Source organism: Streptacidiphilus neutrinimicus (assembly GCF_000787815.1).
GTDB classification, from domain to species: domain Bacteria; phylum Actinomycetota; class Actinomycetes; order Streptomycetales; family Streptomycetaceae; genus Streptacidiphilus; species Streptacidiphilus neutrinimicus.
On record NZ_BBPO01000009.1, the window covers coordinates 110,776 to 136,478 of the forward strand.

Genomic DNA, 25,703 nt, shown 5'->3' on the forward strand with positions numbered 1-25,703 from the left:
CTGCGACTGACCTCCTGCGACTGACCTCCGCGACTGACCTGCTGCGGCTGGTCGAAGGACGAACGAGGCAGCGCGGCGCGGCGGAGGGGACGAGGTCCGGTTCAGGCGGGTTCAACTAAGCTGACCGGCGATGGCATCCTCCGCTTCCAGCTCGGCCTGGTATCGCTCGCTCAAGACCGCCACCCGGTCCGGGCTGACGGTGGAGCGGGCCGCGAACCAGCCCCTGGCCGCGCTGCGCGGAGCCCTCGGGGTCGCGATCGCGCTGTTCGGCGCGCTCGCGCTCGGCGGCCCGGCGATGGCGACGTCCGCCGCGCTCGGGGCGCAGCTCGCCGGGATGGCCACCTTCCAGCGCAGCTACCGGCCGCGCCCGTGGCTGGCGCTGGCGACCGCGCTGGCGCTGTCGTTCAGCACCTTCGTCGGCTACGTCGTCTCGCCCTGGCACCTGCTGTTCCTCGCGGTGCTCGCGCTCTGGGCGTTCGCGGCCGGGATGGCCTGGGTCGCGGGTCAGACGGCCGGGATCCTGGCGTCGATGGCCGTCACGGTCATGATCGTCGCCGTCACCCTGCCCGCGAGCGTGCCGGAGGCCGCGCAGCACGCGGGCGTGATCGCCGGGGGCGGCGTCATCCAGGCGCTGCTGGTGCTGATCTGGCCGGTGGACCGGTGGAGCGCGCACCGCGAGGCCCTGGCCGAGGCGTGCGCGTCGATGGCCGACTACGCGCGGCGGCTGCGGCACGACCCTTTCGCGCCGTTCGACCCCGATCCGCTGATGGCCGCCCGCGAGGCCGCGATCGTGACACCGGGTCAGGCGCGCAGCCGCCCGTCCGAGCTGGCCGGGGTGCGCTCGCTCGTCGAGCGGCTGCGTCCGGCGCTCGCCGCGCTCGCGGACCCGCGCGTCGGCGCCGCCGAGGAGGGCCGGGAGCGCGACCGCGCCCGCGAACTGCTCGCGGCGGCCGCCGAGATCCTGGACGCGGCGGCCCGCTCGATCCGCAGCGGTGAGGGCGCGCAGGTCCCCGAACACGCCTACCGCGCGCTGGCCATCCCCGAGGGCGGCCCCGTCCTCCACGGCATCGCCAGGCACACGGCCCTGCGCCTGATCGGCCTGCTGGCCGAGGTCACCGACGCGCTGGACTCCCCCGTCGACGAGGACCAGCCGCGCTATCTGCGCCGCCCCGGTGTGCGCGCCCTGCTGCCGCTCACCGCGGCCGCGGTGAAGCGGAACTGGACCCAGCGCTCGCCGGTGATGCGGCACGCGGTGCGGGTCGCGGTCGTCGTCACGCTCGCGGAGGGCCTCGGCATGGCGCTGCCGTTCGGGCACGGTTACTGGGCGGCGATGACGGTCATGATGATCATGCGGCCGGAGTTCTCCCAGACCTACACCCGCGGGGTCGCCCGGCTCGCGGGAACGGTCGTCGGCGTCGGCCTCGCCTCGGTCGTGATGGTGGTGGCGAAGCCGGCGCCGTGGGTCTGCGGCCTGCTGGCCGTCGTCGCGGTCGGCTGCGCGTACCTCACCATGCGCGCCGGGTACATGGCGCTGAGCGCGCTGGTCTCCGTCTACGTCGTCTTCCTGCTGTCGATGGACGGGCTGGTCCTGCGGTACACGGCCGAGGAGCGCGTCGGCATGACGCTGCTCGGCGGCTTCCTCGCGTTCGCCGCGTACGCGCTCTGGCCGACCTGGCAGACGGTCCGGCTGCCGGACCGACTCGCCGACTACATCGACGCGGCGGGCCACTACGCCGCGGCCGGCCTGGAGGCCTTCGGGGACCCCTCCCCGCAGAACCGTCGCGCCCTGCGCGACGCCCTTCTCGACCACCGCAGCGCCCGCGCCGCGCTGACCGCGACGGAGGCCTCCGCGGAGGCGGAACCCGTCCGCGCACGGGGCCTGCGCCCGTCCCAGCTCGCGGACGCCCGCGCGGCGATCTCCGCCATCGGGCGGACCACGATGCTGATCGAGGCCCACGTCCCCACTGCCGAGGGCGACTCCCCCGGCGCAGCCGCCTTCGCGTCGGTCGTCCGCGACCAACTCACCCACGCGGCCCACGCGGTCCGCGCGGGCACCCCCGTCGACATCACCGCGGTCCGCGACGCCTTCGCCACCTGGTCCGAGTCCGACGACGGCACCCCACCCGAGATCATCTACGACGCCTCCATCCTGACGGAGGCCGTGACGGGCCTTCAGGACGCCTTGGCGCCTTAGGCCCTGTCCGGCACCCCTTTCCGCAGGCCCCGGTGGTACGCGCCGGACACCCGCCCCGGGCCCCCGGCCGGCGTGCGGCTCCGGCCGAGGGCGTCATCGTGCGCCGTCCCGGCAGCCCACGGCCGTGCCCTGCGCACCCGGCGGGTTGTGGGGGGCCGTCCGACTACTGGCCCAGCTTGACGAAGAGCGGGGTGGACTCGGGCAGGACGCCGTCGCGAGGAGTGCAGCGGGTGATGATGCGCTCCGCGGCGTCCGGGAGGAAGGGGCGGAGTTGGTCGCCGAGCTCGCGGCAGGCCGTGACGAGGGCGGCCAGGGCCGCGTCCAGGGAGGCCGAACGGGTGCCGGTGCGCTCGGTCTTGGCGAGTTCCCACGGGCGGGTGCGGTCGATGCAGCGGTTGGCCTCCTCGACCAGGGTCCAGACCGCGGCGGCAGCGGTGCGGTAGTCGAAGGCGTCGAGCGCCGCGTCCACGCGGCCCGAGGCGCGGGCGCAGACGGCGCGGAGCTCGGAGGTGGCGGTGGTCACCGTGGTGGGTTCCGGGACGACGCCATCCCGGTAGCGGTGGACCATGGTGACCACCCGGTGGACCAGGTTGCCGAACCCGCCGGCCAGGTCCGCGTCCGCGCGGGCGACGAGGCGCTCTTCGGTGAAGTCCGCGTCGCCGACGCGCGGGACCTCCCGCAGCAGCCACCACCGCACCGCGTCGGTTCCGTAGCGGTCGACCAGCTCGGCGGGGTCCACCACGTCGCCAGCGGACTTGCTGATCTTCCGGCCGGACACCGTCAGGTAGTCGTGCACCAGCACCCGAGTGGGCAGCGGCAGGCCTGCGGAGAGCAGCATCGCGGGCCAGTAGACGGCGTGGAAGCGCAGCACGCCCTTGCCGACCAGGTGGACCCGCTCGCCCTCGCCCGCCCACCAGCGCTGGAACTCCTCCGCCGGTTCGTCGCCGCCGAGGCCGAGACTGGTGACGTAGTTGCCAAGTGCGTCCCACCAGACGTAGACGACCTGGTCCTCGTCACCGGGCACGGGGATGCCCCAGCCCCGGGCGCGGGCACGGCTGCGGGAGACGGAGAAGTCCCGCAGACCGGAGTCGATCAGCGCCAGCACCTCGTTGCGCCGCGAGGCGGGTTCGATGCGGAGCGCGCCGCTGGTGATCAGCTCGCGCAGCTGCTCCTCGTACCGCGAGAGGCGGAAGAACCAGTTCTCCTCGCTGACCTCCTGCGGCTCGGTCCCGTGGTCGGGACAGCGGCCGTCGGTGAGCTCGTCCTCGCCGTAGAAGGCCTCGCAGCCCACGCAGTACCGGCCGGTGTAGGCCTTGCGGTAGAAGTCGCCGGCCTCCGCGCAGCGCCGCCACAGATGGGTGACGCCGGCCCGGTGGCGCGGATCGCGGCTGGTGCGGATGAAGTCGTCGAAGGAGAGCGCGAGTGGCTTGGCGAGTCCGGCGAAGGCGGCCGCGTTGCGGTCGACCAGGTCCTGGACGGCGACGCCTTCGGCCTCCGCCGCGAGGACGTTCTTGAGCGAGTTCTCGTCGGTGCCGCTCAGAAAACGCACCTCGCCGCCGCGCGAGCGGCGGTGGCGGGCGAGCACGTCGGCCTGGACGAGCTCCAGCGCGAAGCCCAGGTGCGGGCGGGCGTTGACGTACGGGATGGTGGTGGTGACGTAGTAGCTCATCAGGCTCTGCTCCTGCCTCGGTACGGCTCGGTGCGGGAGGGGCCTGTGGCTCGGACATGCGAGAGGCCCCTGGTGGGGGCCTCGGAAGGACGCGCGCGCGTCGCTCAGCAGCCCCGGTAGGGGCGCATCATTCGACGGGTCGACGCGGAGATCATGGACGCAGGTTAGCAGAGCCCGCGGCCTGCGGGCCCTGCCGTTTCGTCGGCCTCGACCCGCCCCGGAGGGGGAGCCGAGCCGGAGCCTAGAGGTGACCGCGGATGTAGGCGCCGACCTCGGCGGCCCAGTGGGCGTACTCGCCGCGCATCGCCGCGTCGCCGCCGCAGAGCTTGGCGACCTGCGGGTCGGTGAGGCGGTCCGCGTCGTCGGCGGCCAGCATGGTGGACAGTCGTTGCATGGTCTCCGCGAGCCGCACGGCGTCGTGGTGGCTCAGCATGACCAGCCGCTCGGAGCGGCCGATGGTGGTGGAACCGGGCATGGGTGCCTCCCGGGATCGCTGTGGCACGCCTCGGATCGTTCCCCACCACCGTAGATCGCACCGGGCTGATCCGCTCGACGGGCTCGACAGGCGGGCGGTGACGGCCGAGAGGTCGGCGGCGGCGCCGGCCTCTCGGCCGTGTCACCGCCGCCTTCGCGGAACGCGGCCGAACGTCAGCGGACCACGTCGATGAAGCTCATCATCCCGTTGTCCTCGTGGGCCGCTATGTGGCAGTGGAACATGTAGCGGCCCGGGAAGTCGTCGAACGCGATCCTGATCACCACCTGGCCGGGCCTGCCGTTCCGCTCGAACGGCACCGGGATGATGTCCTGCCGGTTCGTGTAGGGCTGTGCCACCCCGTTGACCGACATCACCTGGAAGTCCGAGGTGTGCAGGTGGAAGGGGTGGATCTCGCCGGAGGTGTTGTAGACGGTCCACTCCTCCACCGTGCCCAGCCTGGCCGGGGTGGCGAAGACGGAACCGTCGCTCATCATGAACTGCTTGCCGTTGATGAAGAAGCTGTTGCCGTCCGCGCTCTCGGACAGGACGAGCTTGCGCCTCTGGACGATCCGCGCGCCGGACAGGTCGGGCGCGGCGGTCGGGACGCGGCCGGAGACGGCGGGCAGCCGCGCCGTCTTCGCGCCCTGCACGTTCAGGCGGAGCAGCCGGGTGTTCGGGTAGGTGTCACCCTGCGGGCCGTTGGAGTAGGCGAGCGTCCGCAGCCATGCTCCACCGGGCCTGGGCCCGGCCGTCACCAGCACGTCGTAGCGCTTGCCCGGCGGCAGCAGCAGCGAGGAGGCCGTGCGCACCGCGGCGACGGGGGTGCCGTCCTCGCCGATCACGGTGAACCGGTACCCGTCCAGCTGGAGCTGGTAGAAGATGTCCGCGCCCGCGTTGGTGAGCCGCCACAGCTGGGTCTCGTTCGGCCGCATCGACAGCACCGGGCGCAGCTGGCCGTTGACCAGGCGCACGGTCGGCGCGCCGGAGTCGATCGAGGTGCTGCCGGTGTTCTGCACGATCGAGCCGCCCGCGTCGATCTGCGCGTCCTTGAACACCAGCGTGTGCGCGGTGATGTGACGCAGCTTGGACGGCAGCAGGGTGCGGTCGTCGCCGACGACGAGCGCGCCCGACAGGCCGGCCGAGATCTGGTTCTCCACGTCGCCGGGCACGAAAGCCGTCGGAGACGCGCTCATCGAGCCCATCCCGCCGGCCATGCCGCCGCCCGTCGCGCCGCTCATCGGGCCGGACATGTCGTCGTCCATGTCGTCGGCGACCATCGCGCCGGGCTTGGGGCAGGTCGTGCCCATGGCGTGGCTGTGGTACCAGAAGGTGCCCTGCGGGTGGTTCTTGGGGATCGCCAGCCGGTACGTCAGCGACTTGCCGGGCGCGACGCACAGGAAGGGGTCGTCGGAGACGCCGGTGGGCGCCACGTGCAGCCCGTGGAAGTGCAGGTTCGTGGCGACGGTGAGGTGGTTGACCAGCCGGATCGTCACCGCGGAGCCGGGCGCGACGCGGATGGTCGGCGCGACGAAGCGGCCGTCGTAGGACTCGCCCCAGACCTTGCGTCCGGCGAGGTCGAAGCGCGTGCGGTGCGCGTCGAGGGTGATCGTGATCCGGCGCGTGGCCGAGGTGTCGGCGTCGGCGGGATCACGGAAGGGACGGCCCGCGACCATGCCCTTCTCCTGGTCCGCCGTCGACGGCGGCTTCGGCGCGGAGGAGGCCAGCGCCTGTCCCCCGAACACCGCCCCCGCCAGCACCGTCGCGGCGGTCAGCGCTTGGACCAGCCGTCTGGTCCGCCGCGGGAGTCGTCCCCCCGGCGCCGCGGCGCATGTCACCTGTCTGCCCATCAGGCCCCCATGGAGATAAGAATCCGGGCAGGCCGAGCACACCCCCCGGTCCAGAAGAAACTCAGAGGAAGCATGGCGACTGACGGCCTCACAGGCAAGACTCAGCAAACCCCGAGACGACTCCGAGACGTATCTCACGTCGTCATCCACGGGACCCGCCGCTACCTCATGCGGAGGATGCACTGTCACCGACCCCTCTTCAGGTGGGTGTTCGCCTTCTAGGCTGGCTGGGTGGCAGACCAGACCCCCTCCCCCGACCGGATCCGCCCCACGCGAGGCACCGAGCGCACGCGCTATCGCGGGCTCGTGGGTCTACTGCTGACACAGGCTCTGTCATTGACCGGCACCCGCGTCTCCGCCGTCGCGCTGCCGTGGCTGGTGCTGACCACGACCGGCAGCACCGCACTCACGGGCCTGACCGCCTTCTGCGAGCTCGGCCCCTACGTGATCGCCAAGGCGGCGGCGGGTCCGGCCATCGACCGGATCGGGCCGCGCCGGATCAGCCTGCTCGGCGACCTGGTCAGCGCGACGGCCGTGCTGGCCGTGCCGATCGCCCACGCGGCCGGCGCGCTGCCGATCTGGCTGCTGCTGGTGCTCGTCGCGATCATCGGCTCGGTGCGCGGGCCGGGCGACGCCGCCAAGGTGGCGATGACGCCGGACGCCGCCGACGACGCCCGGGTGCCGTTGGAGCGGGTCACCGGCCTGTCCGGCGCGGCCGAGCGGCTGGCCATCACCGCCGGTCCCGCGCTCGGCGCGGCAGCGGTCGCCGGGTTCGGCGCGGCGACGGCGCTGGTCTTCAACGCCGCCACCTTCCTGCTGAGCGCCGCCGCCACCGCCCTGGCCGCGCCGGAACGCCGGGCGCAGGAGGCGGCGGCGGACGAGGACGCGGGCTACTGGGAGCGGCTCGGCAAGGGCTTCGCCTTCCTGCGCGGGAACCGGCTGCTGGCCACGGCGGTGGGGCTGACTGTGGCCACCAACTTCCTGGACGCCGCGTGGTCGGCGGTGCTGATCCCCGTGTGGGTCCACCGGCAGGGGCTCGGCGTGGGCGCGGTCGGCGCGGTCTTCTCGGTGATGAGCGCGGCCTCGGCGGCGGCCGGGCTGGTCGCCGCGTGGTTGGGCGAACGGCTGCCGCGCCGCGTGACCTTCCTGGCCGGCTTCGTCGTGGCGGGCGCGCCGCGCTTCCTCGTCCTCGCGCTCGGCGCGCCGCTGGGCGCGGTGCTGGCCGTCAGCGCGGTCTCGGGCTTCGCCGCGGGCTTCCTCAACCCGATCCTGGCGGCGGCGGTGTACGAGCGGATCCCGCGCGAGCTGGTCGGCCGCGTCATCTCGGTGGCGGACGCGGTCTCCTGGGCGGGCGTCCCGCTCGGCGGTCTGATCGCCGGGGCCGCGCTGGGCGCGGTCGCGCTGGCCCCGGTCGCGGCGACGGCCGGCGTCCTCTACTGCGCCGTCACGACCCTGACGGGCCTGCGCCCGGAGTGGCGCGAACTGGACGCCGGCCCGGTGGCCCGTCCGGAATCCCATCCGAACCGCGCCCCCTCCCCCCGCGCGCTCCCGGGCGCGTCACCCGCCGGCAGCTGACGTCGCCGCGGCGGCGCCCGCCACTGTCCTCCCCCCGAAGGGCGCCGACGCCGCCTCGCCGGGAACGACCGGGACTCCGATGACGAAGACGCCTCTGCGCCAAGCGGCCTGCCGCGTCCGGGTGCCGCCAGGTCGGAGGGAGGCAGCGCGCGAACCGGTTGTCACGTCAGGCCCGCGGACCGGCCCCGTCCGGCGCCCAGGTCACGATGCCGGGCCCCGGTGCAGGGCCGTGCCCGACGGGTCCGCCTCAGGCCTGCGCCGGTTCAACGCCCCGGCTTCCCCGGGCAGCCGACGGCCACCCGGCGGGACCGGGGAGCAAGCGCCGCGGACAGCACGCCCCCCGCCGAGGCCTCGGCCCGGCCTGCCGAGGAGGGGCGGGCCGGGCCGGGGTGCCCGGACCGCCGGAAGGGGTGGGCAGGCCGGGCCGGGGGTGTTCGACGGTCAGGCGATCATGCCGCCGCCGTCCACGAAGAGCGTCGTACCGGTCGTGTAGGGGTTCCCGGCGACGAAGAGGATCGCGGCGGCGACGTCGTCGGCCTCGCCGACCCTTCGGGCGGGCAGGCGTTCGGCCGCCGCCGCGTACATCTGCTCGCGCGTCTCGACGGGGAGCGCGTCCCACAGCGGGGTGCGCAGCAGTCCGGGCGACACGGCGTTGACGCGCAGCGGCGCCTGCTCGACGGCCAGTCCCCTGACGAGTGCCTCCAGCGCGGCGTTGATCGCGCTCTGCAGTGCGGACGCCTTGCCGGGCCGCTGCGAGAGGTAGCCCGCGACGAGGGTGAGCGATCCGCCGGGCGCGATCCGGACCGACCGCGCGAGGCGGTAGGCGCCCCAGAACTTGCTGTCCATCGCGGCGTACGCGTCGGCGAGCGGAAGGGTGTCGAGCCGGCCCATCGGCGTCTCCCCCGCCGTGACCACGACGTGGTCGAACTCGCCGATGCCGGCGCTGAACTGCTCCACCTCGCCGTCCGAGCGCAGGTCCAGCGTCCGGCCCTCCACCTTCGCTCCGTAGCGGGCGAGTTCGGTGACGGCGGCGTCGAGCTTCGCACGGCTGCGGGAGGCGATGACGGTCTCCGCCCCCTCGGCGAGGAAGCGGTGGGCGGCCGCGAGGCCGACCCCGGAGGTGCCGCCGACGACGAGGACGCGGCGGTGGGCGAAGGAGGTCATGACGGAGGGTTCTCCTGTCGTGTCGTCTGTCGTGCCGTCAGACGGCCGACGGGGCGGGCAGGGCCGGGGTGTCAGCCAGGGCAGGGGTTTCAGGCGTGCCGGGGGTGGCCGGGGGGCGCTCGGCCTGCTGGGTCGACTCCTGCGAGCGGGTGCGGGCATAGCTGGGCCGGTCGAGCAGGGTGACCTGCACCGAGATGTCGCAGGCGGTCTCGCGCAGGGTCCCCGGGAAGGCGTCCGCCAGGACCCGGAGGGCGGCCTCGCTGAGCGCGGCCGTGGTCTCCGGATTCTTCCCGGCGAAGGTCCGCAGGTCGAGGTTGACGAAGGACTGTTCGCGGCTGCCGTCGCCCACCAGGTACTGGTCCATGCGGACGGCCCGGCTCTTGAAGTCCTGCGGGCGGAATCCGCCGATCGGGGCGAGCGCCCGGTGCAGCTCGCGGAAGAGCCTCTCCGGATCGACGGCGTCGCGTATGTTGCCGGAGTACTCGAGGACCAGGTGCGGCACGGTTGCTCCTAGGACTGGGGTGCTGGGGAGGGTGGCGGTCGCCCGGTCAGCGGATCTCGGCAGGCTGGGCCTTGGCGACCGGGCGGGCTGCGTCGGCCGGGGCGGCCGCAACCTGCCGACGGCGGATGCCGACCGCGCTGAGCACCGCGCTGAGGGCCAGCGCCACCACCGCGCAGACCAGTGCGGACCGCAGACCGGTCAGGAAGTGGCGCGAGGGCGCCTGGCCGACCAGCAGCCCCATGACGGCGACGCCGATCAGACCGCCCAGCTGCCGGGAGGCGTTGAGCACACCGGAGGCGATGCCCGAGTGGGCCGGGTCGACGGCGGACAGCATCGCGTTGGTCATCGAGGGCACGACCAGGCCGATGCCGAAGCCGGCGACGAGGAACTGCACGGCCATCGCCGCGTAGGTGTGGCCGCCGACGGTCGGCAGGGTGACCAGGTAGCCCACGGCGGCCAGCGCACTGCCGGTGACCAGAACGGGGCGCGCGCCGTAACGCTTGACGAGCGGGCCGCAGGACAGGTTTGCCGCCATGATCGCGGCAGTCATCGGCAGGAAGGCGAGCCCGGCACGGATCGGCGAGTAGCCCCAGACCTGCTGGAAGAAGAGCGAGAAGACGAAGATCAGGCCGTAGAAGGCGAAGTTGAGCAGGATGCCGATCAGCGAGGTCGCGCCGAACGCGCGGCGGCGGAAGAGGTGCAGCGGCAGCATCGGGTCGCCGCTGCGCTGCTCGACGAGCACGAAGCCGACGAGCGCGAGGACGAAGACGACCAGGCAGGTCACGACCAGCGGCGAACCCCAGCCCTGCGCGTTCGCCTCGACGATGGCGCCGGTGAGCGCGCCGAGACCGACGACCGCGAGCAGCTGACCGGGCAGGTCCAGGGAGCGTCGCACGGCGCCCTCGCGGACCGCTGCGGGGCGGGCGTACCGGGCGGTGATCACCATGCCGACGGCGGCGATCGGGAGGTTGATGTAGAAGATCGAGCGCCAGCCGGCCAGGTCCACCAGGAGGCCGCCGATCACGGGGCCGAGCGCGAGGGCGAGCCCGCCCGACGCGGCCCAGAGGCTGACCGCACGGGTGCGCCGGGCCGGCTCGGGGAAGTTGGTGTTCACGATCGACAGCGAGGAGGGAACGATCATGGCGGCCCCGACGCCCTGGATCACCCGGGCGGTGATGAGGGTGACCAGGTTGGGGGCCGCACCGCAGGTGAGCGAGGTCAGCGCGAAGAGCGCGAAGCCCCATACGAAGATCTGCTTGGGGTCGTACCGGTCGCCCATCGCCCCTGCGGTGAGCAGGAAGGCGGCGAAGGTGAGCGTGTAGCCGTTGATCACCCATTCCAGGCCGGACAGGCTGCCCCCGAAGTCGGCGGCGAGCGCCTTGGTGGCGACGTTCACGACGCTGACGTCGAGGATGATGACGACGAAGCCCAGGCACGCTGCGAAGAGCGTCAGCCCGGGGCGGGGCCGTGCGGTGTGGTCGGTCATTGCGCGCTTCCTTCCGTGCCGACAGTGGTGCCGGGATGAGGCGGAAAAGGAGGAGACGAGAAGAAGACGACGAGCAGGCGGCAGCCGTGCGTTCGGCCGCCCGCCGCAGTAGAGTGTTCGTCGATGGGCGAACACTATAGTGTTAGCAGAACGACGAACACTCTGCAATCCGCGGCGGGCATCCGCCGCGAATCGAGCCGGACGGAGCAACTGCCATGACCCCGACCACGGAGCGCGCACCCGGCACGAGCCACCGGGCCGCGCCGGTCCACGCGAACCTGGACGAGGTGAGCCTGGAGACGGCGCTCCTCGCCCTGGCCGACCCGGTCCGACAGACACTCGTCCGCACGCTCGCCGAGGCAGGCGACTGGGAGCGGTCCTGCGGCAGCTTCGACGTGCCGGTCACCAAGGCGACGCTGAGCCGCCACTTCGCGATCCTGCGCGAGGCGGGCCTCCTGGAGCAGCGCGACGCCGGCCCCAAGCGCCTCAACCGCCTCCGACGGCCGGAGTTCGAGGCCCGCTTCCCGGGCCTGCTGGATCTGGTTCTGGCCGACCGGTAGGGGCGCCCTGGGAAGGTCGCAGCGCCCGGTCCTGCAGGGCTGCGGCGGTCTTCTCCACCAGCGCGCGTTCGACCGCGGGCGCGCCGAAGGCCAGCGTCGGGCTGAACGTGCCGTGGAGGGTGGAGAGGTGGAGCACGACCGCGTAGTTCGCGGCGGTGCGGTTGACGACGGTCCGGAACGCCGTGACGCGGTCGACGTGCGGGCCGAGCGCCGGGTCGACGACGCCCACGTTGGTGACGCAGACGCCCGGGGCGGCCCGGGCCGCGGCCATCCGCTCGACGGCGCGGCGGACGGCGGCGTGACCGCGGCGGGCCGGACGCCACGCCGCGTCCGCGTCGCGGGTGGCCGCACCGTAGGCGCGGGCGTGGGCGGCCAGGTCCCGTCCGGCGACGCGGACAGGCGCGTGCACGACGTTGATGAAGCACCCGACGTCGGGCAGCCGCACCGGCTGGGCCGTCACGGCGCCGTACCGGCCGCGCAGCGACACCGCCGTGTGGACGCGCAGCAGGTTTTGCCCGGTGACCTCGGCGAAGGACTCGGCGAGTGCCGCGGCGAAGAACTGGTTGACGGTGACGCCCTGCTGACGGCACCAGTCGCGCAGGCGCAGGCTCGCCTCGCGGGTGAGCTCCACCGGGACGAAGTCCGCCGTGCGGTCGTTCCACACCCGGTTCTCGGCGAACGCCACGGCCTCGGGCTCGGGTTCGAGCTCGGGTTCGAGCCCGGCAGCACGGGTGGAGGACGTCGTCGGCGGACGGTACGTCAGTCTGTCGGCGTCCGGGGCCGGTTCACCCACCGCGCCGGCGTCGCCGAAGTCCCCGCCCGCGTCGCACAGCCGGTCCAGCAGGGCCCGGACGACCGCGCCGGTCGAGTGGCCGTCGGAGATGGCGTGGTTGCGGGTGAACAGCACGTGCGTGGCGTCGGCCCACGGATCCGCCACCAGGCGCAGCCGCCACAGCGGACCGCCGGTCGGCAGCACGGAGTTGAGCTCCTGGCGCAGCAGTGCGTCGAAGCTCTGTGGGCTCGCCGCGGTCCGTGCGTCGATCTGGCCGGGCACCGGGCCCGGGCCCTCGCGGAACCAGAGTTCCTCGCCCCGTTCCTCGATTCTCAGCCTGAGCACGGGCAGGTCCACCGCCCAGCGCCGCGCCCCGTCCGCGAGCCTGGCGGGCTCCGGCGTGCCGCGCAGCGTGAGCTGGGTGGTGACCTGCGTGGTGCCCCGGGCCAGCGCGTGGGTGTACGCGAAGGCGGCCTCGACGTCGCTGAGCCGACGCGTCGCGGTGCTCGCGCCGTGGGCAGGCATCAGCGTGTCCCTGCGGCGACCGGCCGCGGCTGCGGCGCTTCCGCCTCGTACGGCGAAGGACCGGACCAGGCCAGCCGGTTGTCCAGCACGACGCCGTGGCTCGCGAAGTCCAGCACGATCCTGTCGCCGTCACGCAGACCGACCCCGGCGTGGAAGCTGCCCCGGTCGGCGCCGAGGTAGACGTAGTGCACCCGGCCGGGCCGGTGCAGGGTGCGGTAGGCGAGCAGCCGGGCGGTGATCGCGTCGAGGTCGTAGTACAGGGCCTGCGCGCCGGTGGTGAACTCGCCCTGCCACAGGGTCTGCCCGTCCCGCTCGACGGTCGTCCGCCCGGTCACCACCCGGGGCGGCGCTTCGGCGAAGAGCCAGGGTGCGACGGCCGCGTCGCACAGCTTCGCGTAGGACAGGTGTCCGGCGTGCTGCTTGAAGCGCCCGATGTCGGTCAGGTCGTTGCCGAAGGTGTAGCCGGCGTAGCGCGGCACGCCGTCCGCGTCACCGACGTAGACGAGGACGACTTCGGCCTCCTCGCAGACGGCGACCGCGTCGGCGGGGACGCCGAGCGGCTCGCCGGGCAGGCGCAGCGCGTCCCCGAGGCCCTTGACGAACCAGTTGGGCTGATCCGGGACCTGCGCGTCGACCTTCACGTTGTGGGTCATCATGAAGCCGCCGACCAGGGTGTCGCCGGGGTGGCCGGTCAGCAGCGGGGGCCTCGTCCGCACCGAACGGCGGTCGGCCGCGGGCACCTCCACCGGGTGCCCGGCACGGGCGACGACGGCCGCCACGTCCGTGCCGTCGGCGAGTGCACGCGGGAGGAGTTCGGCGAGGCGGAGGTCGCCGAGCGGGTACAGCCGCAGTGCCCCGTCGGGCTGCGGCAGGCCGAGTCCGACGTACCGCTCGTTGTCGTAGGTGCATTCGAAGACCGCGGTCATCGCGCGGAACCTCCTGATGTCACGGGAGTCACGGGAGTCGCTGGAGTCACTGGGTGAGGATCTCGACGAGCACGGGCTTGCCGTGCTCCTTGACGTGGGCGGCTCCGGCCCGGACCGCGTCGGCGACGTCCTCGATGCGCTCGACGCGGGGCAGGGCGTGGACGCCGTAGGAGCGGGCCATCGCCACGAAGTCCACGGGGTGGTCGTAGAAGCTGGTGGCGATGTGCGCGCGGTCGATGTCGCGGTCGCGCGCGCCCGCGATGCGGGCGGCGTGCTGGGTGGAGTTGAGGTAGAGGCGGTTGTTCATGACGACCACCAGCAGCGGCACGTCGTACGCGCCCAGCGTCCACAGCGCGCTGGGCGTGTAGAGGAAGTCGCCGTCCGCCTGGAGGTCGATGCAGAGCTCCGGCCCGTCCCGGTGGGCGAGCGCGGCGCCGATGGAGGCGCCGAGTCCGTAGCCGAGCCCGCCGCCGCCGTTGAGGCCGAGGTAGCTGCCGGGGCGGTCCAACGGCCAGAGCTTCTTGACCCAGCCGTCGATGGTGAGGCTACCGGTGTTGGTGAGGACCCACGGCTCCTCGCGCACGGCCCGGTGGATCTCGTCGACCGCACCCGCGACCTGGATCCGCTCCGTCGCCTTGGCCTCCTCGGCCTGCCGGGCCCAGTCGGCCCGCGCGTCGGCGTGCAGGGCGGCGATCTGCTTGGTCCGCTCCTCGCGGCGCGCCTGGAACGCCGCCGCCACGAAGGGACCGGACGGGTCCTCGACCGCCTCGCGCAGCGAGGCGAGGCTGTCGCGCGTGTCCGCGCAGATCGCCCGGCTCACCGGAACCAGCTGCATGTAGTCGGCGGCCCAGGTGCTGGTGAGCAGTTCGTTGTGGCCGATGGTGACGATCGTGGCGCCGTCGGCCGGCGCCCCCTGGTCGGTGACGGGCAGGAACGACTGCAGTGCGCCTGCCAGGTCCTGCACCTCCAGCGCCACGACCAGGTCCGCCCCGGCGAGCAGCTCGGCCCCGGTGTTGCTGAGGTTCAGGGCGTGCGTGGCCGGAAAGTTGAGGCGGTTGCCACGGTCCACGACAGCCAGGCCCAGGGCCTCGGCCAGTGCGACCAGCTCGGGCACCGTCTCCGGGTCCCGGCCGGAGAAGTCGACCAGCAGCACCGGCAGCCGCGCCTCCAGCAGCAGCCGGGTCAGCTCCTCGAAGTCCGCACCGTGCAGACCGGGCAGCCGCGCCGGCTCGGCGGCCGTGGCGGGGAGCAGCTGGAGCCCCTCCTCCAGCCGCTGCTCCTGCACGTCGAAGTCCAGGGCGACGAAGACCGGCGCGTGCGCGGGCGTGTTCATCAGCCGCCACGCCCGGTACAGCGACTCGATCGTGGCGCGCTGACCGATGGGCTGGTCGCACCACTTCGCGAACTCCTGCACCACCGACTCGAGGTGCTGCGAGGTGTGGATCCAGTCGATCCACGGCCGCCGCTTGCCCGCGTCCACGGGGCCGTTGCCGCCGAGGACGAACAGCGGGACCCGGTCGCACCAGGCGTTGAACAGCGCCATGGAGGCGTGCAGCAGACCGACGTTGGCGTGCACGAGGACACCCATGTGGCGCCCGCCGGCCTTGTGGTAGCCGTGGGCGATCGCGACCGCGATCTCCTCGTGGCAGGTCATCACGATGTCTGGGGCGTGGTCGGCGTTGCCGGCGTGGACGAGGGAGTCGTGGACGCCGCGGAACGAGGCGCCCGGGTTGAAGACGACGGTGTCGATGTCCTGCTGGTGCAGGAACTCGACCACCAGGTCGGAGAAGTACTGCGTCGTCATGCGGGTTCCTTGGTCAGGGCCGGCTGCAAAACGGGGCGCGGGTCCGGCTCCTGGCGGACGGGCTGCCAGGAGGGGTCGCCCTCACGGTGCCGCAGCACCGCCCAGGGCGCGGCGTGGTCGTCGAGGGTCAGTCCGAAGCCGGGTCCGGCGGCGGGGGTCAGGGTGTTGGTCGTGCGGTCGACAGCGGGCCGCGGGGTGACCACCATGTCGCGGAAGAACCGGTCGGACTGGCCCGCCTCGACGGTGAGGGCGTCGCTGTGGCGGAAGGCGAGGGCCCGGCCCGCGTTGATCAGCGGCCCCACCTCCGCGACCTGGACGCCGATCTGGAACCGCAGACCGTGTCTGCGGGCCAGCGCGATGATCCGTTCGGCGGCGACCGGGCCGCCGTTCTTCGCGACCCGGACGTTCACCGCGTCGCAGGCGCCGGCGGCCAGGGCGACCCGGGCGTCGGCCGCGTCGCAGACGGACTCGTCGAGCATGATCGCAAGTGCGCCGCGCGCCCGCAGTTCGGCCAACCCCGTCCAGTCCCTCTTGGCGAGCGGCTCCTCGACGAAGTCCGCGCCCGCGTCCCGCAGCCGGGTCAGATGGCGGTGCGCCTCGGACAGCGTCCAGCTCATGTTGGCGTCGACCATGACGGGGACGTCCGCGTCGATGCGATCGCGCAGCGTGGTCACGGTCCGCACGTCGCGCTCGATGCTGTCGGAGGCCTTGATCTTGACGAAGTGGAACGGACCGCGGGTGTCGAGGAACTCGTCCGGCGTCAGGCTGAGGTCCAGGACTTGGGAGACCGGCAACCGGTCCGGGGCGTCCGCCGGGCCGCCCCGGCCGGGCACGAGGTCGTGACCGGCCAGGCCGAGGCGCCGTCCGAGCAGGTCGAGCAGCGCCGTCTCCAGCAGACAGGCGAGGTTGTTGCCGGTCGGCCCCGAGGCGGCGTCCGTCGCCGCGACCGGGGCCAGCACCTCGGGGAAGCAGGCGACGACACCGAGACGCAGCAGGGAGTCGAGCAGTCCGGCCGGTTCGCCGGCGCGGATCCGCGCGTAGAGGGCGTCCATGTGGAGGCGTTGCAGCGCCGTGGCGACCGTCTCGCTGGTCTCGCCGGTGACGTAGGCGCGCGGCGCGCACTCGCCCAGGCCGCTCGCCCCGTCGACCTCCAGGAGCAGCAGCAGGCTGTCCGAGCGGGACCGCCGCTTGGCCGGGTGGTCGAAGCCGATCTCCATCGGCTGGCGGACGTGGTGCAGCAGGGCGCGTGCGTCGCGGTCAGGCATGCCGGTCCAGCCCGGAGAGCAGGGTGAACGTGGTGGCCCAGTCGACCAGCCGGGCCCGGACGCCGGTGTAGAAGAGGTAGTGCCGGTCGGTGGCGAACTGGAGCAGCGCGGCCTGTGGCCCCACCATGCGCAGGAAGGTGGCGCGGGCGTCGTCGAGGTCGACGATCGGGTCCGAGAGCCCGGAGACGAAGGCGGCGGGCACGGGCGGGAGCTGCCGCGTCGGGTTCAGGTAGACGCGCTCCAGCTCCAGCAGCGTCGCCCGGGAGCGACGGGTGAGCTCCCGCACCGCCAGGTCGTCGCGGTCGATGAACTCGCGGTGGCGCGGGTCGTGGGTGAAGTCCTCGGAGCGCAGCCCCGCGTCCCAGAGCCCAGTGCCGCGCTCGGCGGCCAGCGCCGTCAACTGGTCGGCGTCCAGGGTGGCGTGGAGTTTGCCGAGCCAGCTGGAGCAGAAGATCGCGGCGTCGTAGCGGGTGGTGAAGCTCTCGTCGTGCATCAGCGCGGCCATGAAGGACCCGCCGAGGCAGTGGCCGAACAGCGACAGCGGCACCTCGTCGCCGACGGTGCGACGCGCCTGCGCGACGGCGGCCGCGTAGTCGTCCAGGATGGTCCTGACATCCGGCAGGTCGTACCGCTCGCCCTGGCTGATGCCGCTGCCGCGCCGGTCCAGGACGAAGAAGGCGATGTCGTTGTCGGCGAACTGCGGCCCCACCTCCCACAGCCAGCCGGCGTGCGACTGCAGGCCGTGGAAGTAGAAGACCGCTCCCTTGGCCTCGCCGCGCGGGCGCCACAGGTGCAGGGCCAGCTCGCCGCCGGCCACGGGGACTCCCACGATCTCGCGACGGACGCTCTGCGGCGAACGCTTCGTGTCGATCACTGCCGGTTCCCCCCTCGGACGCCCGCCAGGGCGTCCACGAAGTCGATGTCCTGCTGGAAGGGTGTGTACTTGTACTGCGTGGTGTTGCCGCTGTGGCGACGGCTCTCCACGTAGCCGGTGATCGCCTCGTGCGGCACGGTCACCACCTCGATCGCGCCGAGCCGGCCGCTGGTGCGCTTGGAGGCGTACTCGATGTTGATCCCGCTGAGCGCTTCGTCCACGGCCACGGACAGGGTCCGGTCCAGCTCGGGGGAAGGCTCGGGAGCCTCGGTGACGACCACGTAGCCGGGCAGGTCGTCGTTGGACGGGTCCGCCCAGCGCGGGCCGCACAGGTAGAGGCCGAGGTCCAGCCCGCTGTCGGCGAGGCCGGCCCGGATCGCGTCGGTGACCTGGGTCTCGGTGATCTTCTCGCCGGTGAACGAGTGGTAGACGCCGTCGCGGTGCACGAAGTGGATCCAGGGCGTGCCGTCGACGATGCGGTCGACCAGGTAGATGTCGCCGGTCCAGAGCCGGTACAGGCCGTTGCCCTGAGTCATGATCAGGTGGTACTCGCGCCCGGCCTCGATCTCGTCGAAGAGCAGCGTCTCGACGGGGGTTCCGGCCTCGACCAGACTGCCCAGCGGCACCTCGGCCGGGACGAACTCGAAGAACGCCTGGCCCACCGCGAGCGGCTGGCTGTCCAGGGAGTCGTCCACCGGGATGGTGGTGACCCCCTCGGTGCCGCAGCTCATGAAGGGCAGCTTGGCCACGCCCGGCAGGATCGCGTCCAGCCGGGCCGCGTACAGGCCGGCGGAGGCGGAGAGCCAGCAGGTGTAGAGGGTGAGCGAGGGCCACAGGTCGGTGAGGCTGAAGTCCGGTGTGGCGAGGACACGTTCGAGGTGCGCGGCGGCGGACTCGTCGGGCTCCCCGAAGGGATGCCCGTCCAGGGTGCCCGCCCGCAGCTCCCGGACCAGCCGGTCTCCGTGCTGCTCGATCAGGTCGCGCAACGAGATCAGCGTGCTGGGGTTGATCGCCGATATGTAGTGCAGCCGCCGGCCGACCAGATGGCGCAGCCGGTGGTACATCCGTCCTTCGTGGGTGGACGGGACGTCCGGGCCGAACCACGGCGACTCGTACCACGGCGGGTTCCAGTCGAGCGTGTTGATCCTGGGGTGCCGGTTGCTGATGGCCTGGTGCTGGATGCCGTGGACGAAGTCGTAGACGTCCTCGCGGACCGTCTGGGTGTCCAGCGTGGCGTAAGGGTGGTCCAGCAGTTCCGGATGGTGCGCCAGATAGGTGCCCCACATGGCCTTCATCGCCGGGATCCGGTAGGTCAGCAGCCAGTGCAGGGTGTAGGGGACGCGCTTGGGCGTCCCGGTGGTGCCGCTGGTCTTCAGCCAGCGCAGGACCGGGCTGCAGGTGAGGATCCCGCCCTTGGTGCGGGTCTCGCGCTCGATCTCCGGGACGAAGTCGTCGTAGCGCATGATCGGCAGGACGGAGCGGAACCGCTCGGGCTGTCCGGCGACGACGTCGTAGCCGCGCTCACGCCAGTGCACCGATCCGGCGCTCATGTCGATGACGTCGGCGAGCACGCGCTGCTGCGCGAGGGCCGGCTGCTTCAGGTCGTCGAGAAGGGCCGCGCGGGCCTGGTGGCACTCGTCCGCGAAGGACGAGCGCCGCTTGTGCCAGTGCCGCTGCCAGGCGGGAGGGCCCCCGGCGGGATCCTCGGGGAGGTCGGGGAGACGTGGTGCGGGCGAAAGGTCCACTGATGACTCCTCAGCGGTCGATGTAGGCCATCATGCGGTCGTTGTACCGGGGTCCGGCGACCAGCTCGGTCCGCACGGAGAGGTCGATCGCGGCAAGCGTTTCGGCGTCCAGGGCGACGTCGGCGGCGCCGGTGTTCTCCTCCAGGTAGCTGCGGCGCTTGGTGCCGGGGATCGGCACGATGTCGTCGCCCTGGTGCAGGACCCACGCGATGGCGAGCTGGGCGGGGGTGAGACCGCGCTCGGCTGCGAGTGCGCGCAGGGCGGCGGCGACGGCCGTGTTCTGGTCGTAGTTGGCGCCCTGGAGCCGGGGGTCGTGGCTGCGGAAGTCGTCGTCGGGGTACTCCTCGGCGCGCAGCACGCCGCCGGTGAGGAAGCCGCGGCCGAGCGGGCAGAAGCCGACCAGGCCGATGCCGAGCTCGCGCAGCAGCGGCAGCACGCCGTCCTCCAGGTTCCGCTCCCAGACGGAGAACTCGCTCTGCACGACGGAGAGCGGGTGGACGGCGTGGGCGCGGCGGACGGTGGCCACGCCGGCCTCGCAGAGGCCCAGGTAGCGCACCTTGCCCTGCTCGACCAGCCCGGCCATCGCCCCGACCACCTCCTCGATGGGCACCTTGGGGTCGACGCGGTGCTGGTAGAGCACGTCGATGTGGTCGGTGCCGAGGCGGCGCAGGGAGGCCTCGACGACCTCGACGACGTGTTCGGGGCGGCTGTCGGCCTCGGCCGTGGTCCCGTCCTTGAGCTTCATCGGGAAGCCGAACTTGGTGGCGATCACTGCCCGGTCACGTCGGCCCGCGAGGGCCCGTCCGAGCAGGATCTCGTTGTCGTAGGGTCCGTACGCCTCGGCGGTGTCGAAGAGCGTGTACCCGAGTTCGAGGGCCCGGTGAACGGTCGCGATGGACTCGCGGTCGTCGGTCCGGCCGTACCACTGGCTCATTCCCATACAACCGAGCCCGAGTTCGGAGACCTCGAGGCCCTGCCGTCCGAGCTTCCTGGTTTTCAGCATGGCTGTGCTCCTCGCCTGGATGCGGGGTGGATGCGTCGGGGGACGACGGGCTCACCCGGCCGCCGCCCCGGAGGCAGGCCTGGCCCGTCTCCACAACTGAAGCACAACTATGTACTGGAGTTCAATATCGACCTGGCACCACCCGTCGGGGCCGGGGTCAACCCGTCACGGCCCGGAGCAATGGTCTCTGAACTGCAAATTTATCGAAACGGCAGTGCCCCTGTCGCCCCCCGGGAACGCGAACGCCGTCAGGTTTTAACACTGATTTGATGTGATGAACCTAAGGTCATCTTTGCTCTTCGATATACCGTTGGCCTCGTTGACTGAACGGAAGGGGCGCTTCGAATGGACACGGTTGACGCCATCGCGATCGTCGGCATGAGCTGCCGGTTCCCGGGAGCCGACGGGGTGGACGCGTTCTGGCGACTGCTCGAGACGAACACCGACGCGATCACCGGGATACCGCGGGACCGTTTCGACGTCGACTCCTGCTACGCCCCGGACCCGGGCACGCCCGGCAGAACCGTCTCCCGCCACGGCGGGTTCATCACCGGCCTGCACGACTTCGACGCGGGCTTCTTCGGCATCTCTCCCCGTGAGGCCCGCCTCATGGACCCGCAGCAGCGCGTCCTGCTCCAGGTCGTCTGGGAGGCCTTCGAGGACGCGGCGATACCGCCGTCCAGCGTGGCCGGCAGCGACGCCGGCGTCTTCGTCGGCCAGGCGACCGCCGAGTACGCCGAGGTCGGCGGCGCGGCCTCGGTCGCCGACGTCCGGGCTGTCGCCGGCAGCAGACTGCGCGCCGTCACCTCCGGGCGCGTCTCCCAGGCGCTGGACCTGCGCGGCCCGAGCCTGGTGCTCGACACGGCCTGCTCCTCGTCCCTCGTGGCGGTGCACGCCGCCAGACAGAGCCTGCTCACGCGCGAGTGCGGCCTCGCCGTAGCCGCCGGCGTCAACGCGATCCTGTCGCCCGCCGACGCCGTCGCCTACTCGCAGGGCGGCATGCTGGCGCCGGACGGCCGCTGCAAGTTCGGCGACAGCGGCGGCGACGGGTTCGTCCGCAGCGAGGGGGTCGGCGCCGTGCTGCTGAAGCGGCTCGACGACGCCCTGGCCGACGGCGACGACGTGCTCGCCGTACTGCTCGGCAGTGCGGTCACCAACGACGGCAACGCCAGCGGACTGCTGCTCCAGCCCTCCGTTCCCGGACAGGTCTCCATGCTGCGCAACGCCTGGCGCAGCGCCGGGGCGACCGCGGACCAGGTGGACTACGTGGAGGCGCACGGCACCGGCACGGTCGTCGGCGACGGCGTGGAACTGCGGGCGCTCACCGAGGCCTTGCGCACCGAGGGCGCCGACGGCTCGGCCAAAGGCGGCCCGCGGCGGCCGGACGCGCCGCTGCTGCTCGGCTCGGTCAAGACCAACATCGGGCACGCCGAGTCCGCGGCGGGCATCGCCGGCCTCATCAAGGCGGTACTGGTGCTGCGGCACCGCCTGGTCCCCGCTTCACTGCACCTGACCCGGCCGCGCGCCGAACTCAACACCCCCGACGCCGTGGTGGCGATCCCGACGGAGAACACCCCGCTGCGGCCTCGGGGGGAGCGCGCCGTGGTCGGTGTGAGCTCCTTCGGCCTGTCCGGCACCAACGCCCACGTGGTCCTCGGCGAGTTCCTGCCCGTCCCGATCGGCTCAGCCGAAGCGACCTCGGTCCCCACCTCCTCCCCCGCGGACGCGAAGGTGGAGATGAAGGGGGACGTGGGCGCGGGCGGCGACCCCGAACTCCGCCTGCTCGTGCTGTCCGCCCGGTCCCGGGAGGCGCTGCTGACGCTCGCCTCCCGGTACGCGGACCGAGCGGCGCAAGCCGACGACTCCGGCCTGAGTGCCCTGTGCCGGGGCGCGGCCCTGGGACGTGACGCCCACCCCTACCGCCTGTGGGCGGTCGCCCGGACGCCCCCGGAGATGGCCGCCGTGCTGCGCTCCCTCGCCGCTGGCGACCCCTGCCCCGACGGCGGCCTCGGCGAGGCCGGCTTCGGGGAGCCGCGCCAGGCCGTCTTCGTCTTTCCCGGTCAGGGGTCCCAGTGGCGTGGCATGGGACGGGAGTTGCTCCGGTCCTCGGCCGCATTCCGGGAGACCCTGCGGGCGTGCGACGCCGCCGTCCAGTCGGAGCTCGGCTGGTCGGTGCTGGCCAGGTTGTCGGACGACGGCGACGGGTCGAACCAGGCCGACGTGGCCGTCGACGTCGTCCAGCCCGTCCTGTGGGCGGTCCAGGTGGCGCTGGCCGCACACTGGCGCGCGATGGGCGTCGACCCGCAGGTGTGCCTCGGCCACAGCATGGGCGAGGTCGCCGCCGCGTGCGCCGCGGGGGCGCTCTCGGTCCGCGACGCCGCCCGCGTGATCTGCCGCCGCAGCCGGCTGATGCAGCGGGTGGCCGGGCGCGGCGCGATGCTCGCGACCGAGCTCGGCGGCGACGAGGCGCGCGAACTGGCGGCACGTCACGGGGACACTGTCTGCGTCGCGGTCGAGAACGCGCCGCGCTCCACGGTCCTGGCGGGTGACGCGACCACCCTGGCGGCGATCGCCGAGGAACTCGAACTGCGCGAGGTGTTCTGCCGCACCGTCAAGGTCAACGTGGCCTCCCACTCTCCGGTGATGGACGAACTGCGCGAGGACCTGCTCGCGGCGCTCGCGGAGCTGGAGCCCAGGCACGCGCACACCGCCATGGTCTCCACGGTCCGCTGCGCGCCGCTGACCGGCGCCGAGCTGGACGCCGGGTACTGGATGGACAACCTGCGACGACCGGTGCGCTTCGCCGAGACCGCGCGCCAGGTGGGGAAGGAGCATGAGACGGTCTTCGTCGAGATCTCTCCGCACCCGCTGCTCACCCAGGCGCTGCGGGAGGTGCAGGAGCATGCAGGCGTCCCGTCCGCCGTGGTGGGCGTGACCGGTCGGCGCGACGGGGAACGGCTGGCGACCGTGCGGGCCTTGGGCGAGGCCTACGCGCTGGGCGCGCCCGTCGACTGGTCGCGCTGGTACGGCGAGGACGCCGGACCGCGCCGGGTGCCGCTGCCGCACTACACCTGGGACGTCCAGGAGTTCCGGGTGGATCCGGCGGACCCGGTGCCCCCGGTACACCCGGTACACGCACCGGACGCGGGGGCCCCGGTCCTGTCCCCACGCCGCTACGACCGGACGGTCCACCTCTCGCGGCTGGGGCTGGACGCGCTGGGAGCCGGGGTCACGCTGCGTGGGCAGACGGCCGTCCCGCCGGCGGTGCACCTGTCCGCGGTGGCCGAGGCCGCCCGGGACCTTGTGGGCGACGGCCCGGTGCTGCTGCGCGACGTCCGGCTGGCCGCGACCGCGCTGCCGCTCGCCCACGCCCGCACGAGCTCACTTGCCGTCGCCTGGGAGCAGGACACGGATCGCACCGGGCCGTCGAGGCCCGGTGTCCTGCGCTTCGTGCTCGACACGATCGGCGAGGACACCGGGGCCGGCTTCGCCGCTGTTCGGGCCGGGACACGGGCCGTCAGCGGCACGGTCCTGGTCGGGGAGGCCGCCCGGGAGGCCCTGGCCCTGCCCGAACTCCGCAGGGACGACGCGCTGACCCGCTGCACCCAGTACGTCCCGGCCGACGAGTTCTACCGGCGGCTGGAGGCACGCGGCTACAGCGTGGCCCCGCAGCTGCGCGCGGTGCGCGAGCTGTGGCGCCGCGAGGGCGAGGTCGTGGCCCGGCTCCAGGCCCCGGCGGCGAGCGAGGGCGCGGCCCTGGAGTCCGGTCTGCTGGCCATGCTGGCGGGGATCCCGGAGTCCTCCCGGCACGGCGGCGCAGGCGACGCCTTCCTGCCCGTCTCGTTCGAGAGCGTCGCGCTCGTCGCACCGCCCACGGGCGAGTTCTGGAGCATGGCCCGCTTCACGCTCGATGCGGACGGCCAACTCGCCCGCTGCGACGTGCGGTTGAGCGCGATCGACGGGACCGTGCTGGCCGACTTCCACGGTGTGACCCTGCTGCGCGCACCCCAGGCCCCCGCTGGGCCCGCGGACGCGGCACGGACGGTTCCGGTGCACGTGTTGCTGCCGCACACGATCCCGGCGCCGGCGATGCACACGGTCACGGCCGGGGCCGCGTCCGCCAGGAGTGCGGAGCCCACCCCCGTCGTCCTGCGAAGGCGGACCGGCACGGGCGGGGACGACGGCGTGATCCGGCATGCCGCGGCGGTGCTCGGCACGACCCCGGACCGGCTGGACCTCCGTCGGCCGCTGCGCGACCTCGGGCTGGACTCGCTGATGGCGGTCCAACTCAGTCGGCTGCTGCGGCGCGACTTCGGCGTCGAGCTCTCCACCAGCCGACTTCTCGGCGACGAGACGGCGGCAGGCCTGGCGAAGCACTTGGAGCGCGGCGCCCCGGTCCACAGCTGACCTTCCCGAAGCGAGGCCGTCCCCGCCGGAACGACCGGCGGGGACGGCCTCTCACGCGTACGGGCACGGGCACGGATCGACCCCCGGAGTGAGACTCTGATACATTATTGGACCAAGGTTCAATCATTCATCGCCGCCACCAGACTCGGACACTCGGTGCGACCCCTGCGGCCCGCCCCCGCAGCCGTTCCACCGAGCCCCCACCCGAGAACCGAGGAGCCGCCACATGATCGTCGGGGACCACCAGATGGCTCCTGCCGGACGTCGCGAGCGCAGCAAGCAGCGCATCCACGACCGTCTGTACACCTGCGCGCTGGAGCTCTTCGGCGAGCAAGGATACGAGCGCACCACGATCGATCACATCACCGAGCGCGCGGACGTGGCCCGGGGCACCTTCTTCAACCACTTCCAGCGCAAGGAGGACCTGGTCACCACCTGGGCCGAGCATCGGCGCGCGAAGTTGAAGGCGTTCGTGGAGAACTCCCTCGGACACGAGAGCGACGACACGACCGTGCAGTTGGAGCGCTGCATGGCGGCGCTCGCCGAGTTCAACACGGCCGAGGAGGATCTGACCAGGGTCATGCTCACGGCGTGGGTGAAGTCCGGCCAGCCCTTGCTGGAGGAGCCCGACGACGCGGGCCACGTCTTCAGCAACATCATCTCGATGGGCCAGTCGAGGGGGGAGGTCGCCCTCGACATCGACCCCGGCATGGCGGGCAACCTGCTGCGCGATGCCTACCTCGGCATCCTGTACCGCTGGACCCGGTCCGACGACCGCCGGCCGCCGCTCCAGGTGGAGCTGCGCGCAGTGCTGCGCATCGCCCTCACCGGCCTTCTCTCCTACGCCCAGCGCGGCTGGGCGTCCCCGGCGCCGGCCGAAGGCTGACATCGGAGGAGGGGAGGGGCCGGG

18 protein-coding genes are annotated in these 25,703 nt (G+C 72.9%); 5 read left to right on the forward strand and 13 right to left on the reverse strand.

The genetic code is table 11. The features are described from left to right. Positions 1-130 precede the first annotated feature (130 nt). Positions 131-2,194, forward strand: coding sequence for an FUSC family protein (locus tag TR48_RS09045; protein WP_042365418.1), 2,064 nt, complete (start codon positions 131-133; stop codon positions 2,192-2,194). A 163-nt stretch (positions 2,195-2,357) separates the two neighbouring features. Here TR48_RS09045 and metG read toward each other — a convergent pair whose 3' ends face one another. From metG to TR48_RS09060, 3 genes are all read right to left on the reverse strand, one after another. Then, entirely contained in the window at positions 2,358-3,863 is a 1,506-nt protein-coding gene (gene metG / locus TR48_RS09050; RefSeq protein WP_042365419.1) for a methionine--tRNA ligase, read from the reverse strand. A 241-nt stretch (positions 3,864-4,104) separates the two neighbouring features. After that, positions 4,105-4,338 (reverse strand): hypothetical protein, encoded by a 234-nt coding sequence (locus tag TR48_RS09055; protein WP_042365420.1) that lies wholly within the window; start codon positions 4,336-4,338, stop codon positions 4,105-4,107. 173 nt (positions 4,339-4,511) lie between these two features. Then, positions 4,512-6,185, reverse strand: coding sequence for a multicopper oxidase family protein (locus tag TR48_RS09060; RefSeq protein ID WP_236652077.1), 1,674 nt, complete (start codon positions 6,183-6,185; stop codon positions 4,512-4,514). Between the two features lie 231 nt (positions 6,186-6,416). Between TR48_RS09060 and TR48_RS09065 the strand changes: the two genes are divergently transcribed. Beyond that, positions 6,417-7,760: an MFS transporter gene (locus tag TR48_RS09065; RefSeq protein WP_236652078.1), complete on the forward strand. Its 1,344-nt coding sequence runs from the start codon at positions 6,417-6,419 to the stop codon at positions 7,758-7,760. A gap of 441 nt (positions 7,761-8,201) precedes the next feature. On the opposite strand, the gene TR48_RS09070 is transcribed toward TR48_RS09065, so the two are convergent. From TR48_RS09070 to TR48_RS09080, 3 genes are read right to left on the reverse strand one after another with little or no spacing between them, the layout of a single operon-like run. Then, positions 8,202-8,924: an SDR family oxidoreductase gene (locus TR48_RS09070; RefSeq protein ID WP_042365421.1), complete on the reverse strand. Its 723-nt coding sequence runs from the start codon at positions 8,922-8,924 to the stop codon at positions 8,202-8,204. 37 nt (positions 8,925-8,961) lie between these two features. After that, on the reverse strand, positions 8,962-9,426 hold the full coding sequence (locus TR48_RS38695) for a 5-carboxymethyl-2-hydroxymuconate Delta-isomerase (RefSeq protein ID WP_052442515.1): 465 nt from the start codon (positions 9,424-9,426) through the stop codon (positions 8,962-8,964). Between the two features lie 46 nt (positions 9,427-9,472). After that, the gene (locus TR48_RS09080) at positions 9,473-10,912 is read right to left on the reverse strand and encodes an MFS transporter (RefSeq protein ID WP_042365423.1); all 1,440 of its coding nucleotides are present in this window, start codon (positions 10,910-10,912) and stop codon (positions 9,473-9,475) included. A gap of 215 nt (positions 10,913-11,127) precedes the next feature. Between TR48_RS09080 and TR48_RS09085 the strand changes: the two genes are divergently transcribed. Then, a complete protein-coding gene (locus TR48_RS09085) occupies positions 11,128-11,472 on the forward strand; it encodes an ArsR/SmtB family transcription factor (RefSeq protein ID WP_042365424.1) in 345 nt (114 codons plus the stop codon). Here TR48_RS09085 and TR48_RS09090 read toward each other — a convergent pair. Genes TR48_RS09090 through TR48_RS09120 form a run of 7 tightly spaced genes read right to left on the reverse strand, consistent with a single transcriptional unit; the run spans position 11,399 to position 20,386 of the window. Beyond that, entirely contained in the window at positions 11,399-12,769 is a 1,371-nt protein-coding gene (locus TR48_RS09090) for an amino acid adenylation domain-containing protein (RefSeq protein WP_042365425.1), read from the reverse strand. The two genes, TR48_RS09085 and TR48_RS09090, sit on opposite strands and share 74 nt — an antisense overlap. Further along, positions 12,769-13,695: a fumarylacetoacetate hydrolase gene (locus TR48_RS09095; RefSeq protein WP_042365426.1), complete on the reverse strand. Its 927-nt coding sequence runs from the start codon at positions 13,693-13,695 to the stop codon at positions 12,769-12,771. Before TR48_RS09095 ends, TR48_RS09090 begins: the two co-directional genes overlap by 1 nt. 46 nt (positions 13,696-13,741) lie before the next feature. Beyond that, entirely contained in the window at positions 13,742-15,499 is a 1,758-nt protein-coding gene (locus tag TR48_RS09100) for a thiamine pyrophosphate-binding protein (protein ID WP_042365427.1), read from the reverse strand. Then, positions 15,496-16,764, reverse strand: coding sequence for an enolase C-terminal domain-like protein (locus TR48_RS09105; protein WP_063770946.1), 1,269 nt, complete (start codon positions 16,762-16,764; stop codon positions 15,496-15,498). The genes TR48_RS09100 and TR48_RS09105 overlap by 4 nt, the downstream gene beginning before the upstream one ends. Next, positions 16,757-17,638, reverse strand: coding sequence for an alpha/beta fold hydrolase (locus TR48_RS09110; protein WP_042365428.1), 882 nt, complete (start codon positions 17,636-17,638; stop codon positions 16,757-16,759). Before TR48_RS09110 ends, TR48_RS09105 begins: the two co-directional genes overlap by 8 nt. Beyond that, the gene (locus TR48_RS09115) at positions 17,635-19,383 is read right to left on the reverse strand and encodes a GH3 family acyl-acid amido synthetase (RefSeq protein ID WP_042365429.1); all 1,749 of its coding nucleotides are present in this window, start codon (positions 19,381-19,383) and stop codon (positions 17,635-17,637) included. Before TR48_RS09115 ends, TR48_RS09110 begins: the two co-directional genes overlap by 4 nt. A gap of 10 nt (positions 19,384-19,393) precedes the next feature. Next, the gene (locus tag TR48_RS09120; protein ID WP_042365430.1) at positions 19,394-20,386 is read right to left on the reverse strand and encodes an aldo/keto reductase; all 993 of its coding nucleotides are present in this window, start codon (positions 20,384-20,386) and stop codon (positions 19,394-19,396) included. A 345-nt stretch (positions 20,387-20,731) separates the two neighbouring features. On the opposite strand from TR48_RS09120, the gene TR48_RS09125 reads away from it, so the two are divergent. Together TR48_RS09125 and TR48_RS09130 are read left to right on the forward strand one after the other, a co-directional pair. Continuing rightward, the gene (locus TR48_RS09125) at positions 20,732-24,793 is read left to right on the forward strand and encodes a type I polyketide synthase (RefSeq protein ID WP_052442516.1); all 4,062 of its coding nucleotides are present in this window, start codon (positions 20,732-20,734) and stop codon (positions 24,791-24,793) included. 226 nt (positions 24,794-25,019) lie between these two features. Then, entirely contained in the window at positions 25,020-25,679 is a 660-nt protein-coding gene (locus TR48_RS09130; RefSeq protein ID WP_201777102.1) for a TetR/AcrR family transcriptional regulator, read from the forward strand. Positions 25,680-25,703: the final 24 nt, after the last annotated feature.

Bases quoted from the DNA above. Each gene is read 5' to 3' on its own strand.
- TR48_RS09045 (WP_042365418.1), top strand. From the start codon at position 131: ATGGCATCCTCCGCTTCCAGCTCGGCCTGGTATCGCTCGCTCAAGACC.
- metG (WP_042365419.1), bottom strand. From the start codon at position 3,863: ATGAGCTACTACGTCACCACCACCATCCCGTACGTCAACGCCCGCCCG.
- TR48_RS09055 (WP_042365420.1), bottom strand. From the start codon at position 4,338: ATGCCCGGTTCCACCACCATCGGCCGCTCCGAGCGGCTGGTCATGCTG.
- TR48_RS09060 (WP_236652077.1), bottom strand. From the start codon at position 6,185: ATGGGCAGACAGGTGACATGCGCCGCGGCGCCGGGGGGACGACTCCCG.
- TR48_RS09070 (WP_042365421.1), bottom strand. From the start codon at position 8,924: ATGACCTCCTTCGCCCACCGCCGCGTCCTCGTCGTCGGCGGCACCTCC.
- TR48_RS09080 (WP_042365423.1), bottom strand. From the start codon at position 10,912: ATGACCGACCACACCGCACGGCCCCGCCCCGGGCTGACGCTCTTCGCA.
- TR48_RS09085 (WP_042365424.1), top strand. From the start codon at position 11,128: ATGACCCCGACCACGGAGCGCGCACCCGGCACGAGCCACCGGGCCGCG.
- TR48_RS09090 (WP_042365425.1), bottom strand. From the start codon at position 12,769: ATGCCTGCCCACGGCGCGAGCACCGCGACGCGTCGGCTCAGCGACGTC.
- TR48_RS09095 (WP_042365426.1), bottom strand. From the start codon at position 13,695: ATGACCGCGGTCTTCGAATGCACCTACGACAACGAGCGGTACGTCGGA.
- TR48_RS09100 (WP_042365427.1), bottom strand. From the start codon at position 15,499: ATGACGACGCAGTACTTCTCCGACCTGGTGGTCGAGTTCCTGCACCAG.
- TR48_RS09105 (WP_063770946.1), bottom strand. From the start codon at position 16,764: ATGCCTGACCGCGACGCACGCGCCCTGCTGCACCACGTCCGCCAGCCG.
- TR48_RS09120 (WP_042365430.1), bottom strand. From the start codon at position 20,386: ATGCTGAAAACCAGGAAGCTCGGACGGCAGGGCCTCGAGGTCTCCGAA.
- TR48_RS09125 (WP_052442516.1), top strand. From the start codon at position 20,732: ATGGACACGGTTGACGCCATCGCGATCGTCGGCATGAGCTGCCGGTTC.
- TR48_RS09130 (WP_201777102.1), top strand. From the start codon at position 25,020: ATGATCGTCGGGGACCACCAGATGGCTCCTGCCGGACGTCGCGAGCGC.